Genomic DNA, 14143 nt, shown 5'->3' on the forward strand with positions numbered 1-14143 from the left:
GCTCGATGGCCGGTGCGCGATGCGGTATGTCCGTCGGCGGGCGGGTGATCGGCGCGCCACCCGCTGGTGGCGTTCGCGGCGAACGTTCGCCCACTGGGCGGGAAAGGCATTCGTAAGACCTTGACGTCCATCGATTGTTAGCGCCAACATCGGGGACACAAGGGAACATTCGGCCGGACGCCCCGCCACCGCCGTCGCCCTTCCCGGGCCGCGTCCGTGCGCGGGTCGGCGGCCGGCAGCGACGATCCACCACCGTCGTGCTCCGGCCGGATGCCGCCAATCCCACCGGAAGGACCACCATGACCGCCCTCCACCGGATGGCCGCGCTCCTGCCGCGCCGCGTGGCGCTCCCGCATCGCCTCGCGCTCCTGCCGCGCCGCCTCGCGCTCCTGCTCCTGGCCGTCGTCGTCGCCGTCACCGGAACGACCGCGGTGTTCAGCCTCTCAGCGGCGGCCGCCACCGTCGACACCTCCGCGTGGTACGTGATCACCGCCCAGCACAGCGGCAAGGTGCTCGAGGTCTACGACCGCTCCACCGCCGACGGCGCCCGGATCGTGCAGTGGGCCCGCAACGACGGCGCCTGGCAGCAGTGGCAGTTCGTCGACTCCGGCGGCGGCTGGTACCGGCTGAAGGCCAGGCACAGCGGCAAGGTCCTCGACGTGTCGGCCACCACCGACGGCGCCGAGATCCTGCAGCAGCCCGACCGCAACGCGACCAACCAGCAGTTCCGCCTCGCCGACTCGGCCGGCGGCGCGGTGCGTCTCATCAACCGCGCCAGCGGCCGGGCCCTGGACGTGTGGGAGCGCTCGACCGCCGACGGCGCGCGGGTCAGCCAGTTCACCGACCTCGACGGCACCAACCAGCGCTGGCAGCTGACCACGGTCGGCGGCACCCCGACGAACCCGCCATCCGGCCCGACCACGCCGCCGGCGTCCTACCCGAACCCGGGCCCGGTGTCGGGCAGCACCGGCGTGCACGACCCGACGGTCGTCAAGCGGCCCAACGGCGGCTACCTGCTGGCGCACACCGGCAACGACATCAGCCTCAAGACGTCGTCGAACCGCACGGCGTGGAGCAACGCCGGTTCGGTGTTCCCCGGCGGCGCGTCGTGGACGACGACGTACACCGGTGGCAGCCGTAACCTGTGGGCGCCGGACCTGTCCTACCGCAACGGCCGCTACTGGATGTACTACTCCGCCTCGACGTTCGGCTCCAACCGCTCGGCGATCTTCCTCGCGACCAGCACCAGCGGCGACTCCGGCACCTGGACCAACGTCGGCCCGGTCATCGAGTCGCGCACGAGCGACAACTGGAACGCGATCGACCCCAACCTCGTCGTGGACTCCGCCGGCCGGTGGTGGTTGAGCTTCGGGTCGTTCTGGTCGGGCATCAAGATGGTCGCGATCAACCCGTCGACCGGGCTGCGTGCCGACAGCGCGATCCTAAGTGTCGCCGGGCGCAACGGCGGCGCGATCGAGGCGCCGGTCATCGTGCAGCGCGGCTCGTGGTACTACCTGTGGGTGTCGTTCGACCGGTGCTGCCAGGGCGCGTCGAGCACCTACCGGGTGATGGTGGGCCGGTCCACGTCGGTCACCGGTCCGTACGTCGACCGCAACGGCACCGCGATGACGTCGGGCGGCGGCACGCAGGTGCTCGCCGGGCACGGGAGCATCCACGGCCCGGGTCACCAGGCCGTGCTCGCCGACACCGACGGCGACGTGCTGGTCTACCACTACTACGCGAACAACGGCGCCTCGTTGCTCGGCATCAACCGCATCGGGTACGACAGCGCGGGGTGGCCGTTCGTCTACTGAGGACGGTCGCCCGCGGTACCCTCGACCCCGGCCGTGTGCCGGGGTCGAGGCCCGTGCGCACCGACGACGGGAGACCGATGGCGACCTTCTCACGATCCGACGACCTGCGTGGCGCGGAGTTCGTCGGTACCGACCTCAGCGGCGCCCGCTTCGTGGCCGCCGACCTCGCGAACGTCGTCATGCGCGGGGTCGACGTGCTCGGCGCCGACATCGACTCGCCGTGGCTGTTCGAGGGCGGCGCGGTGCTCGTCAACGGGGTCGACGTCGTGCCGCTCGTCGAGGCCGAGCTCAACCGCCGCTTCCCCGGCCGCGGTGACCGTCGCGCCACCGACCCCGACGGGCTGCGCGCAGCGTGGGCCGCGCTGGAGCGCGCCTGGGCGGCCACCCTCGACCGGGTCGCGGCGATGCCGCCGGGCACCGCCGACGTGTCGGTCGGCGGCGAGTGGTCGTTCGCGCAGACGGTGCGGCACCTGGTGTTCGCCACCGACGTGTGGCTGCGCCGTGCGGTGCTGCGCGTCGCGGACCCTTACCATCCGCTCGGCCAGCCCGACGGCGGCTCCGCGCGCGAGGATGTCGACCTGACGTTCTTCGCGACCGGAACCCCGCCCTACGCCGAGGTTCTGCGGGTACGGGCGGAGCGCGTCGCGATGGTGCGCGGCTTCCTCGCCACCGCCACGCCCGAGGTCCTCACCGCCGAACGCACCAGCCCGTGGGGGTCCCACGCCCCGATGCCGACGATCGCGTGTCTCCACACGATCCTCGACGAGGAGTGGGAGCACCTCCGTTACGCGGTGCGCGACCTCGACGCTCAGGGACCGATCACCTCCGGGTAGTACCGCCGCACCATCGCCACGCCGATCGCCGCGCGGCGCACGCGTTCGCGGGCGGTGTCGACCGCGACGCGCCGCAGGTGCCCGCCGGACGGGTAGATGCCCGGCGCGTTGCGCACGGTGAACTTGGCGTACACGGGTGCCGCGAGCCGCACGATCGCCGGCAGGTCGTAGTAGCGCACCGGCGCGCCGAAGTCGTCGGCGCCCTCGATGTAGACGTCCAGCGGCGCGGTCACCGCCGCCCGGATCGCGGCGATGTCGGCGACGGCGAGGTCCACCGGAAGGTTCAGCGTGCTCGCGCCCAGGTCGGTCAGGACCCGCGCGGTGGCGGGGTTCGCGACCGGCAGCGACACCGACACCTTGAGCACGAGGTCGGCCGGGAGCGCGCCGGCCGCCTTCATCCGCGCGAGCACCCACAGCTGACCGAGGTCGGCCACCAGAACGCTGCGCAGCCCGAGGTCGCAGCCGCGGCGCACGTCCTCCACGCCGTACACGAGCTGGTCGGTGCCGCGCAGGCTGGCGCCCATCACCCGCCCGGACGGCGCCGTGACCTGGACACCGGTGTCCCAGGCCGCCCGTGGACCGGTGAACAGGCACACCTCGACGTCGTTGTCCCGGCCGAGGTCGACCATCCGCGTGAGCTCGGCGTCGGTGAGCATCATGATGCCGCTGCCCTGGCTGATCCGCCGGATCCGGATCCCGCGCCGGTCGGCCTCCTCCAGCACCGCCTCGAACGCCTCGGGCCCTTCCACCGACGGGATCTCGACGCGGTACTGCGCGCCGTCGTCGAACCGGTGCGGTGACGGCTCGCCGGTGGCCGGCGGCAGGCCGAGCGTCGTCAGGACGTTCCGGGTGGCGTCCATGGGTGGCCCCTTCCGGGTATGCGGCCCGCTCATGCGAGCCCTGTCGAACGTGCAGTGGTGCCGGCGGCGGGACCGTTGAATTCTCGTCTGATGAACATCGATCAGGCAAAGGCGTGGAACGGTCCGGAGGGCGAGCACTGGGCGGAGACCGACCGCCGCGCGCGGGGCGTGAACGAGGCGGTGGACCGGTACCTGTTCGGCGCCGCCGCGATCGGCGTCACCGACGCTGTGCTCGACGTCGGGTGCGGCACCGGTGAGACGACGCGGGCCGCGGCCCGGCACGCCGGCGCGGGTACGGCGGTCGGGGTCGACCTGTCGGCGCCGATGCTGCGGCAGGCGCGGGCCGAGGCCGACGGCGAGGGGCTCGCCAACGTCCGGTTCGAGGAGGGCGACGCGCAGGTCCACCCGTTCCCGGACGGCGGGTTCGACGTGGCGGTCAGCCGGTTCGGCGTGATGTTCTTCGCCGACCCGGTCGCGGCGTTCGCCAACGTCCGCCGGGCGCTGCGGCCCGGTGGCCGGCTGGTGTTCGTGTGTCCGCGGGCGATGGAGACGTGTCCGTGGTACACGGTGCCGTTGACGGCGCTCCTGCGGCACGCGCGACCGGGTACCGACGTGCGGGCGCCGGAGTCGGGGATGTTCTCGCTCGCCCCGCGCGAGCGGATCGTCGACGTCCTGTCGGCGGCCGGTTTCGACCACGTCGCGCCGGAACCGCTCGACGTCGCGCTGTCGTTCGGACCCGACGCGGCCACGGCGGCGGAGTTCTACCTGGGCAGCGGACCGGTGCGGGCCGTCCGCGAGGAGCACCCGCACCTGTCGGACGACGACGTGCGCGCGGTGCTGGAGGAGGCGCTGCGTCCCTACGATCGCGACGGCGGCGTCGACATCGTCGGCGGGCTGTGGCTCGTCACAGCCATCCGCGCGGCACGGGCGAACGGACGATGACCCGCGGTCCGACGGTCCTCGTCGTCGGCGGCTACGGCGCGGTCGGTCGCGTCGTCACGCGGGCGCTCGCCGGGCGCGGCGTCCCGGTCGTCGTCGCCGGCCGCGACCCGGCACGCGCGCGGAACCTCGCGCGCGAACACCCCGGCCTGGTCACTCTCCGGGCGGTGGACGTCGAGACGGCCGACGGGACGCTGCTGGACGGCTCCGACGTGGTCGTCATGTGTGTGGAGCGTGCCAACGCGCGCGTCGCCAACCTGTGCCTGACGCGCGGCGTCCACTACGTCGACATCAGCGCGACCGCGACGGTGCTGGACGACCTGGAACGGCTCGACCCGGTGGCCCGGCGCCACGACGCGACCGCCGTACTGAGCGTCGGGCTGGCGCCGGGTCTGACGAACGTCCTCGCCCGCCGCTGTGTCGACGACCTTCGCTCGGCGACCGGGGTCGAGGTGACGGTGCTGCTCGGGCTGTCCGGTGACCACGGCCCCGACTCGGCCCGGTGGACGGTCGAGCAGCTCGCCGCCCCGCGTCGGAGCGGGGAAGGGCGGAGGGCACGGGTGACCCTGCCGGGGTTCGGGGCGCGGACGGCGCATCCCTTCGCGTTCTCCGACCAGCACTCGCTGACCCGCACGCTGGGCGTACCGGTGACCACACGGGTCTGCTTCGACTCCGCGGCCGCGACGGCGGCGTTGTTCGGGTTGCGCCGCGCCGGCGTGTTCCGGCTCGGGCGCAGGCTGGTCGGGACCGACCGGCTGGCCCGAACGGCGTCGAGGCTGCCCCTGGGGGGCGGTGACCGGTTCGTCGTCCACGTGGCGGCCACCGACGACGCCGGTTCCCGGGTCGCGTACGCGGTTTCCGGGCGGGGCGAGTGCCACGCGACGGGAGTGGTGGCCGCGCACGTCGTCGAGGAGCTGCTGCGGCGCAATGTCGGCAGCGGCGTCCGTCACCTCGACCAAGTGATCGGGGCGGGTGCGCTCCTGGACCTGCTGCCCGCCCACGGCCTCACGGTCCACGCATCCGCATGACGCGCGTCAGCGCGCGGGCGCGCACAGGTCCATGAGAATTGCGACCATCGCGGCGGCCGCCGGCGGGCGGAACGGCGGCTCGGCGACCGCGATGAACAGCTCCCGGGCGGGCAGGGCCGGCGTCGTCGGGCGCACGACGACGTCGGGGCGCACCGTGTGCTGCGTCAGCGTCGGCACGAGCGTGATGCCCGCGCCGGCGGCGACCAGCGCCTGCTTGCCGTGCCAGTCGTCGCACACGAACCCGATGACGGGCCGTGCCCCGAGGGCGTCGGTCAGCGGCGGCAGCGGGCCGAGGCAGTCGGGATAGGCGCCCTCGATCCACCGTTCCCCGGCCAGGTCCCGCAACGGGACGCGGTCGCGGCCGGCGAGCCGGTGGTCGGCCGGGAGCGCGACGAGAAGCTCCTCCTCGGCGAGCGGGAGGAGCGTGACCCCGGCCAACGCCCCGGCGTCCATCGGCGGCACGGTCAGGTCGTCCTTGGCCGCACGCGGGTCCGGACACAGCTCCCACGCGGTGACGAGCGCGAGGTCCAGACGGCCCTCGCGCACGGCGGACACCTGGTGACCCGGATCGGGCCGCAGCAGGCTGACCGACACTCCCGGATAGGCGCGGGCGAAGTGGCGGATCGCGTCGGGCACGAGCGAGGTGTTCGCGCTCGCGAAGGCCGACAGCCGCAACTGCCCGGTCTCCAGTGTGCCGAGGGCCGACATGTGCGCTTCGAGGGTCCGCGCGCGGACCAGGATGTCGCGGGCCAGTTCCACCGCGGTCGCACCGGCGCCGGTGAGCTGGACGCCGCGCGGCACCCGGCGGAACAGCGCGACGCCGAGTCGCCTTTCGAGCCCGGCGATCTGGCGCGAGACGGCCGGCTGGGTCATCGACAGGGCGTCGCCGGCGGCGGAGAACGATCCCCGGTCGGCCACCTCGACGAGGACCCGCAGCGCCCAGTGGTCAAGCACCGGTCGCTCCGTAGGCGGCCAGCGTCACCGCCGACAGATAGCGCGGTGCGTCGGCCGGGTCGAGCCGTCCGGCGGCGACGTCGGCGACGGCGCCGTGCAGGAGATGGTGCAGCACGCTCGCCAGCCACCGGGCCGGCAGGTCGGTGCGGAACACCCCGAGGGCCTGGCCGCGGCGGACGAGGTCGTGGATGCGCTGTTCGGGCCCGGCGTGCAGGTCCTGGACGCGGCCGGGAGGCAGGGCGGCGAGCGCGGCTTCGAGCACCGACGTCGACTGCGCGAGCAGCATCCAGCCCGCCTCGATCAGCGCGCGCAGCCCGTCGCGCGGATCACCGGTGAGGTCGACCGTCGCCAGCACCTCGTCGCCCTCGGCGAGCACGTGCACCATGGCGGCCTCGACGAGCGCCTCGCGGGACGGGTAGTGCGCGTACACGGTGACCCGGCCGACGCCGGCCTCGCGCGCGATGTCGTTCATGCTCGCCGCCGGGTCACGGCCGAGGCAGGTGACCGCCGCGCGCAGGATGCGGGCGACGTTGTGGCGGGCGTCGGCCCGGCGCGCCGTTCCCAGGGCGGAGTGGGTCACGTAGCTCCCCGAAGTCGGACAGTGGATGTACGGTTTATCGTACAGCGGTCGGCGTCACCGGCATGGCGTCCGGTGCGCGGTGGTGTCGCGTTCGACCTGACGCCACGTTCGCAGGCGTCCTGGGCGGCCGGCCCGCACCACTATGCTGGCGGGCACCGGGACCAGCGCTGAGGTGGGTACGAGATGACCGACGACCCGACGGCGGCGGCGATCGGCAGCTTCCGCGACACTCCTGACGAGCGCCTGCGTACCGTGCTGGAACGGTTGGTGACGCACCTGCACGCGTTCGTGCGCGACGTCCGGCTGACGCCCGCCGAGTGGGCGTCCACAGTGGACTTCCTGACCGCGGTCGGGCGGGCCTGCACCGCCGACCGGCAGGAGTTCATCCTGCTGTCCGACGTGCTCGGCGTCTCCAGCCTCGTGGAGACGGTCGGTGCCGGTGACGATCCGGAGGTCACCGACGCCACGGTGCTCGGACCGTTCCACGTCGGTGCGTCGCCGGTGCGGGCCAACGGTGACTCGATCGACCTCGTCGGCGGGGGAGAGCCGTGCGTGGTCGCCGGCACCGTCCGCGCGGTCGACGGGACGCCGCTGCCGGGGGCGACCCTCGACGTATGGCAGTGCGACCACGAGGGCTTCTACGACGTGCAGGTGCCCGACCGCCAACCACCCGGCAACGGCCGCGGGCTGTTCACCACCGACGACGCGGGCGGCTACCGGTTCCGCACGGTGGTGCCCGCGCCGTACCCGATCCCGACCGACGGTCCCGTGGGCGACCTGTTGCGCGCGACCCGGCGGCATCCGTACCGGCCGGCGCACATCCACGTCATCGCGGCCGCCGCGGGGCACCGGCCGGTCACCACGCACGTGTTCGTCGCCGGTGACCCGTACCTGGAGTCCGACGCGGTGTTCGCCGTGCGGCGCAGCCTGGTGCGCGAGTTCACCGTCGTCGACGACCCGGACCGCGCGGCCGACCTGGGCGTGGCGAACCCGTTCCGCGACGTGCGGTTCGACATCGTCCTGGAGCGCACGGCCTGACGCGGCCCCACGCCGGACGCCTACGACGGCGCCGTGCCATCCCGGGAGAGCAGGCTCAGGCGGTCGGCGAAGTCGAACAGCGTGTCGCGGTCGGCGTTGCCGACGCTGACGCGCAGCATCCGGTGGTCCCCGGGCATGAACGCGGTGCCGGGAATCACCAGGGCGTCACACCGGTCGACGAGGTCGCGCACCACGTCTGCGGTGGGGCGTCCGACGAACGGGTGGCGCACCCAGCCGAAGAAGCCGCCGACCGAGACCAGCTCGAAGCCGCCGGGCCGGCGCTCCATCGCCTCGGTGAACCACCGTCGCTTCCCGGCGACCTCGAGCGCGCGGGCGCGCCGCCACTCCCGGGCCATCGTCAGACCGGCCCAGGCCGCCTCCTGACCGATCCGGGGCGCGCAGATCGCCACGCAGTCGAGGAGCTTCGTCACCTCGCGGTTGAGGTCGGTCGAGCCGACCACGGCACCCACCCGGTATCCCGGGATGGCGAACTCCTTCGAGAAGCTGTGCAGGCTCACCAGCGTGCGCGGCCAGTCCGGGTCGGCGAACAGCGGGTGGGCGGGCCCGTCGGTGTCGCGGAACACCCGGTAGGTCTCGTCAAGGACCAGCGCGACGTCGTGGCGCGCGGCCAGCCGGTACAGCTCCACGATGGCGGCCGGGTCGGCCGTCACTCCGCTCGGGTTGCCGGGTGACACCAGGACGATCGCGCGCGTCCGCGGGGTGATCACGCGCCCGGCCTGTTCCGCGGTGGGTACCTGCCCCGGACCGGCCTCCAGGTACACGGGCACGACGCCGTTCATCCGCAGCCACATGTCGTGGTTGAAGTAGTACGGCAGCACCAGGACGACCTCGTCGCCGGGTCCCGCGAGCGCCGAGGTGACCAGACAGAACGCCTGGTTGCACCCCGCCGTCACGACCACGTGGTCGGCGTCGACCCGGCCGTCGTAGGCGGAGCGCACCTCGGCGGCGAAGGCCTCGCGCAGGCGCGGAAGTCCGGCGATGTCGACGTAGCCCGAGCCGTCGGACCGCCGCGCGACCGCCGCGATGTGGTCGACCACCTCCGGTGGCGGCGGGTACCGCGGCGCCGCCTGCGCCAGGTCGAGCACGCCGTCGCGCCGGCCGTCGACGAGCGCGTACGTCGTTCCGATCGGCGAGTCGATCTGTCCGACGGTCCGGTGGTTCAGGCGCACGGCGCGGCTCCGATCCCGGTCATCGTGACGGTGACCAGCCGGTCGATCGCCTCGACCCGGTCGGCGGTCGGGGGGAGGTCGTTGCCGGCGGCCATCGCGTTGACGCAGAACGCGGCGAGCTCGTCGACCGGCACGTCGTCGCGGACGAGGCCGGCGGTGACCGCGTCGGTGACCGCGGCCGCGACGACGTCGAGCACCCGCCGCCTGGCGTGCGCGAGGTGCTCGCCGCGGTGCAGGGCGGCACCGGGGTCGTGTGCCGGGTGGCCGGTCGAGGCGGCCGCGTAGGTGCGCAGGACGGCGGCCAGCCGTCCGACCGGGTCGCCGGGGCGGTCGGCGACCCCGGCGAGCTGGCGCAGGTGCTCGGCGACCTGCCGTTCGTGCCAGGCGACGAGGATCGCGTCGACGTCGGGGAAGTACTTGTAGAGCGTCGCGCGGCCGATGCCGGTCTCCTGCGCGATCCGCGACATCGTGACCCGCGCCGGCCCGTGCTCGGCGACCAGGGCCGCCGCGGTGTCGACGATCGCGTCGTGCACGGCGCGGCGGTGCTCTTCGATCGTCTGGTTCCACAGCTTCGGCACGCCGTTCAGAATACGACCAGACACTCTGTCTTGAGCCGAGACAATATGTATTGCAAACTGCGGGGTGCCTCGATGGGTGAAGGTGGGCGCTCGTCCTGTCCGTGTACAACACCACGCGGCGAGACCGGACGGGGGTCCGTCACCGCGGCGTGAGCTCCACCCGCCGCAGCAGCTGCGCGTTCAGCGCGACCACGATCGTCGACGCAGACATGAGGACCGCGCCGATCGCCGGGCTGAGCGTGAGGCCCGCCCACGCCAGGACACCGGCGGCGAGCGGGATGGCGACCACGTTGTAGCCGGCCGCCCAGGCCAGGTTCTGGACCATCTTGCGGTACGAGGCCCGCGACAGCCGGATCACGCCGGTCACGCCGCGCGGGTCGGACGAGGCCAGCACCACCCCGGCCGACTCGATCGCCACGTCGGTACCCGCGCCGATCGCGATCCCGACGTCGGCCCGGGCCAGCGCCGGCGCGTCGTTCACGCCGTCGCCGACCATGGCCACGGTCAGGCCGCGGGACTGCAGGTCGGCCACCGCGGTGTCCTTGTCGGCCGGCAGCACCTCGGCGAAGACCTCGTCGACGTCGGGGCGGAAGCCCAGGTCGGCGGCGACGGCCTCGGCCACCGGACGCGCGTCCCCCGTGATCATGACGATCTTGGCGACACCCTGCCCCCGGAGCTGGGCGATGGCCTCCCGCGCCTCCGGCCGCACCTCGTCCTCCAGGGCGAACGCACCGAGGACCTCGGCGCCGTCGTCGGAAATCCGCAGCAGGTGCAGCACCGCCGCGCCCCGCCGCGACCACTCCTTCTCCCGAGCGGAAAGGTCTTCCGGGACCGCGACAGCGCGCTCGCGCAGCAGAGCCGGCCCGCCCACGGCGTAGGTCACGCCGTCCACCGTGGCCTGGACCCCGCGCCCGGTCAGGGACCGGAAGTCGCGGGCCGTGCCGTGGAGCCCGCGGTCGCGGGCGAGCGCGACGATCGCCTTCGCGAGCGGGTGCTCGCTGTCGGCCTCGACGGCGGCGGCGACGCGCAGCACCTCGTCCTCGGTGTGGCCGGCGGCGGCCGCGATGCCGTGGACCGTGTGCTCGCCCCTGGTCAGGGTGCCGGTCTTGTCGAAGAGCACCGCGTCGACGGTGCGCATGCGCTCGAGCGCCAACCGGTCCTTGACCAGGATGCCGGCCTTCGCCGACACCGCCGTCGACAGCGCGATCACCAGCGGGATGGCCAGCCCGAGGGCGTGCGGGCAGGCGATCACGAGGACCGTCACCGTGCGCACCACCGACTGGTCCAGGTCGCCGAGGGCCCACCAGGTGACGAACGTGGCCAGCGCGGCGCCCGTCGCGATGTAGAAGAGCATGGCGGCGAACCGGTCGGCGAGCACCTGCGCCCGTCCGCTGGACGCCTGCGCCTGCGCGACGAGCCGCCCGATGCCGGCCAGCGCGGTGTCCTCGCCGACCGCGTCGACCCGCACCCGCAGGGCGGAGTCGGTGGCGACCGTGCCGGCCACCACCCGGTCGCCGACACCACGCGGCACCGGCCGCGACTCACCGGTGATCATGGACTCGTCGAGCTCGGCCGCGCCGTCGACGATGCGGCCGTCGGCGGGCACGCGGCCACCGGAGCGCACCAGCACCACGTCGCCGACGCCCAGCTCCCCGACGGCCACGCGCTCGACGCCGTCGTCGGTGACCCGTTCGGCGTCGTCGGGCAGCAGCGCGGCCAGGGCGGCGAGCGCGCCCTGCGCCTGGCCGATCGCCTTCATCTCCTGCCAGTGTCCGAGCAGCATGATGGTGACCAGCGCGGCCAGCTCCCACCAGAAGTCCAGGTCGAACAGCCCGAGGCTGGTCGCCAGCGACGCGACGTAGGCGACCGTGATCGCCATCGAGATGAGGAGCATCATCCCGGGCGCCCGGTCGCGGACCTCCCGGACGCCGCCGACGAGGAACGGCCAGCCGCCGTAGAAGAACACGAACGATCCGAGGACCGGGCCGACCCACGACATCCCCGGGAAGTCGAGGCTGTAGCCGAACCAGTCCATCACCATCTCGCTGGTGACGACGATGGGCACCGTCAGGGCGAGGCTCAGCCAGAACTTGCGCCGGAACTGCTCGGGGTCGTGCCCGGCGTGCTTGTCGTGCCCGCCATGTCCACCGTGCCCGCCCGGCGCACCGTGCCCACTGGGTTCACCGTGTCCACCGTGTCCACCGTGTCCTTGATGCGACGCCATGGGGATCACCTCCACCGCGGACTATACCCCCCGGGGGTATCGAAGGCGAGTGGCGGTGGTCACGATGGGTGCGTCGAACGACCAGGAGGCTGTCCACATGACGCACGTCGGGGTGATGCTCCCGCGCGACCTTCCCGCGAACCAGGTCCTCAGTTACGCCCAGCGGGCCGAGCAGCTCGGCTTCGACGAGCTGTGGGTCGTCGAGGACCTCGGCTTCCGCGGCGGCGTGGCCCAGGCCGGCGCCGTGCTGGCGGCCACGTCGCGGATCGTCGTCGGTATCGGCATCCTGCCGGCCGGCGCGCGCAACGCCGCGTTCGCCGCGATGGAGCTCGCGACGCTCGCGCAGCTGTTCCCCGGGCGGCTGATCGCCGGCATCGGACACGGCATGCCCGGCTGGATGCGCCAGGTCGGTGCCTGGCCGGCAAGCCCGCTCACCCTGCTGCGCGAGTACGCCACCGCCGTACGCGCGCTGCTGCGCGGTGAGCCCGGACCCCCGGCCGGCCGGTACGTCGACGTCGAGGGCGTGGTGATCGGCGAGATCCCGGAGACGGCGCCGCCGGTGGTGCTGGGCGTGCGGGGTCCGAAGTCGATCGCCATGGCCGGCCGGGCCGCTGACGGCCTGCTGCTGGCCGAGCCCGCCGCCCCGCCCTACGTCGCCGACTCGGTGCGGCGCCTCGCGGCGTCCACCGGACCCACGGTGATCACCTACGACGTCGCCGCCGTGGCCGACGACGGCCGGACCGCGCGCGACCTGGCCCGCCCGGGCCTGATGTGGATCGGCGAGCCGGACTGGGCACCCCACCTGGCCGTCCTGCCCTTCGCCGCCGACCTCGCCCGCCACCGCGCGGCGTCGGCCGGCCCGGAGGACTTCGCCGCCACGATGCCCGACGGGTGGGTGCGGGAGGTCGCACTGGCCGGGACCCCGGAGGAGGTGCGGGCGGGCATCGCGGCCCGGCACGCGGCGGGCGCGACAAGCGTCGTGCTGGTCCCCGTCGAGGCCGACCGCCTGGACGCCCTGACCCGCCTGGCCGCGGCCCTCACCACCCCGCGGACGCCGGCCCGGACCGGGGAGCCGGATGACCAGCGGTGACCCGGGACCGCTCGCCGCGGACCTGTCCCACCTGGGTGTGCCGGTCGGTCCGATGGTCCGGGTGCACGGCGGGTTCGCGAACCGGCTGTACCGGCTCGACACCGATCGGGGGTCGTTCGCGGTCAAGGAGCTGAACGTCCTCGACCGCCGCTGGAGCTACCGGGTCGAGGACGTGTTCGGGCTGGAGCGGGCGGCGTTCGCCGCCGGCATCGCGATGCCGGAGCCCGTCTCGGCGAGCGACCGCCTGCTCGTGCACCGGTGGGTGGAGGGCGAGACGGTGCCCGAGGAACCGGTACCGGCGGCGTACGCGTTCGAGCTCGGGGAGATCCTCGCGCGCGTCCACGCGCTCGACGTGGCGTGGACCGGTGGCACGGTCGGGGAGCCGGTGTCGCGGGACTGGCCCGAGCTCGCGGAGCGGGCGACGGCGACCGGGCAGCCGTGGGCCGGCGAGCTCGCCTCCCGGGTCGGGACGTTCCTCGAGATCGCCCGGTTCGTCGGGACGTGCGAGCGGCCGGGCCCGGTCGTGCTGACCCACCGGGACATCCAGCCGTGGAACCTGCTCTCCCGGGAGGGTCGGCCGGTGGTCCTCGACTGGGAACTGTCGGGGATGCTCGACCTGTCCGGCGAGCTCGGCTCCACCGCGCTCAGCGTGGCGAAGGGACCGGGCTTCGACGACGTGCGGCCCGATATCTTCCACGCGGTCCTCGACGGCTACGTCGCGGGCGGCGGGGTGCTGCCGCCGTGGGGTCCCAGCTGGTTCGTGTACATGGTCGAGGGCTGGCTCGGGCACACGAGGTGGAACATCCTCCGCTGCCTCGCCGGCGTCGAGGCGACCTCCGGTCCCGAGCTCGCGCTGTCGCACGAGTCCGTGCGCAACGGTGTGCGTGGCCTTCCCGACCTGTTCGAGCGGATCGCGCACCTGGTGGAGCTGCTCGGCTGACAGGCCGGGCGACGGTGCGGGCATCCGCCCGCGACGGTGTGACCGCCGGGGCCGCCGTCGTCGCGGCGGCCCCCG

General features: G+C 73.8%; 13 protein-coding genes. 7 read left to right on the forward strand and 6 right to left on the reverse strand.

The window, feature by feature from the left end; all coding sequences use genetic code 11:
* The first annotated feature begins 299 nt into the window (after positions 1–299).
* Together Voc01_RS49780 and Voc01_RS49785 are read left to right on the forward strand one after the other, a co-directional pair.
* Positions 300–1814, forward strand: coding sequence for a family 43 glycosylhydrolase (locus Voc01_RS49780; protein ID WP_239161061.1), 1515 nt, complete (start codon positions 300–302; stop codon positions 1812–1814).
* A 77-nt stretch (positions 1815–1891) separates the two neighbouring features.
* Positions 1892–2647, forward strand: coding sequence for a DinB family protein (locus tag Voc01_RS49785; RefSeq protein WP_203934825.1), 756 nt, complete (start codon positions 1892–1894; stop codon positions 2645–2647).
* Here the strand turns inward: Voc01_RS49785 and Voc01_RS49790 are convergent.
* The gene (locus Voc01_RS49790) at positions 2623–3507 is read right to left on the reverse strand and encodes a U32 family peptidase (protein ID WP_203934826.1); all 885 of its coding nucleotides are present in this window, start codon (positions 3505–3507) and stop codon (positions 2623–2625) included. The two genes, Voc01_RS49785 and Voc01_RS49790, sit on opposite strands and share 25 nt — an antisense overlap.
* A 90-nt stretch (positions 3508–3597) precedes the next feature.
* Between Voc01_RS49790 and Voc01_RS49795 the strand changes: the two genes are divergently transcribed.
* Both Voc01_RS49795 and Voc01_RS49800 read left to right on the forward strand, forming a co-directional pair.
* Positions 3598–4449: a class I SAM-dependent methyltransferase gene (locus Voc01_RS49795; protein WP_203934827.1), complete on the forward strand. Its 852-nt coding sequence runs from the start codon at positions 3598–3600 to the stop codon at positions 4447–4449.
* Positions 4446–5474 carry a saccharopine dehydrogenase family protein gene (locus Voc01_RS49800; RefSeq protein WP_203934828.1) on the forward strand — a complete coding sequence of 343 codons (1029 nt, stop codon included), beginning with the start codon at positions 4446–4448 and terminating at the stop codon, positions 5472–5474. Before Voc01_RS49795 ends, Voc01_RS49800 begins: the two co-directional genes overlap by 4 nt.
* A gap of 6 nt (positions 5475–5480) precedes the next feature.
* Here Voc01_RS49800 and Voc01_RS49805 read toward each other — a convergent pair whose 3' ends face one another.
* Both Voc01_RS49805 and Voc01_RS49810 read right to left on the reverse strand, forming a co-directional pair.
* Positions 5481–6428, reverse strand: a complete 948-nt coding sequence (locus Voc01_RS49805) for a LysR family transcriptional regulator (protein WP_203934829.1) — start codon at positions 6426–6428, stop codon at positions 5481–5483.
* Positions 6421–7008 carry a TetR/AcrR family transcriptional regulator gene (locus tag Voc01_RS49810; protein ID WP_203934830.1) on the reverse strand — a complete coding sequence of 196 codons (588 nt, stop codon included), beginning with the start codon at positions 7006–7008 and terminating at the stop codon, positions 6421–6423. The genes Voc01_RS49805 and Voc01_RS49810 overlap by 8 nt, the downstream gene beginning before the upstream one ends.
* A 183-nt stretch (positions 7009–7191) precedes the next feature.
* Here Voc01_RS49810 and Voc01_RS49815 point away from each other — a divergent pair, with 183 nt between their 5' ends.
* Positions 7192–8046, forward strand: a complete 855-nt coding sequence (locus Voc01_RS49815; RefSeq protein WP_203934831.1) for a dioxygenase family protein — start codon at positions 7192–7194, stop codon at positions 8044–8046.
* Positions 8047–8066: 20 nt separating this feature from the next.
* On the opposite strand, the gene Voc01_RS49820 is transcribed toward Voc01_RS49815, so the two are convergent.
* From Voc01_RS49820 to Voc01_RS49830, 3 genes are all read right to left on the reverse strand, one after another.
* On the reverse strand, positions 8067–9236 hold the full coding sequence (locus tag Voc01_RS49820; RefSeq protein ID WP_203934832.1) for an aminotransferase: 1170 nt from the start codon (positions 9234–9236) through the stop codon (positions 8067–8069).
* Positions 9227–9814, reverse strand: coding sequence for a TetR/AcrR family transcriptional regulator (locus tag Voc01_RS49825; RefSeq protein WP_203934833.1), 588 nt, complete (start codon positions 9812–9814; stop codon positions 9227–9229). The genes Voc01_RS49820 and Voc01_RS49825 overlap by 10 nt, the downstream gene beginning before the upstream one ends.
* Before the next feature lie 139 nt (positions 9815–9953).
* Positions 9954–12038 (reverse strand): heavy metal translocating P-type ATPase, encoded by a 2085-nt coding sequence (locus Voc01_RS49830; RefSeq protein ID WP_203934834.1) that lies wholly within the window; start codon positions 12036–12038, stop codon positions 9954–9956.
* A gap of 97 nt (positions 12039–12135) precedes the next feature.
* Between Voc01_RS49830 and Voc01_RS49835 the strand changes: the two genes are divergently transcribed.
* Positions 12136–13128 carry an LLM class flavin-dependent oxidoreductase gene (locus Voc01_RS49835; protein ID WP_203934835.1) on the forward strand — a complete coding sequence of 331 codons (993 nt, stop codon included), beginning with the start codon at positions 12136–12138 and terminating at the stop codon, positions 13126–13128.
* Positions 13115–14068, forward strand: a complete 954-nt coding sequence (locus tag Voc01_RS49840; protein ID WP_203934836.1) for a phosphotransferase family protein — start codon at positions 13115–13117, stop codon at positions 14066–14068. The genes Voc01_RS49835 and Voc01_RS49840 overlap by 14 nt, the downstream gene beginning before the upstream one ends.
* The last annotated feature ends 75 nt before the right edge of the window (positions 14069–14143 follow it).

Origin of the sequence: Virgisporangium ochraceum (assembly GCF_016863655.1) — a bacterium.
Taxonomy (GTDB): domain Bacteria; phylum Actinomycetota; class Actinomycetes; order Mycobacteriales; family Micromonosporaceae; genus Virgisporangium; species Virgisporangium ochraceum.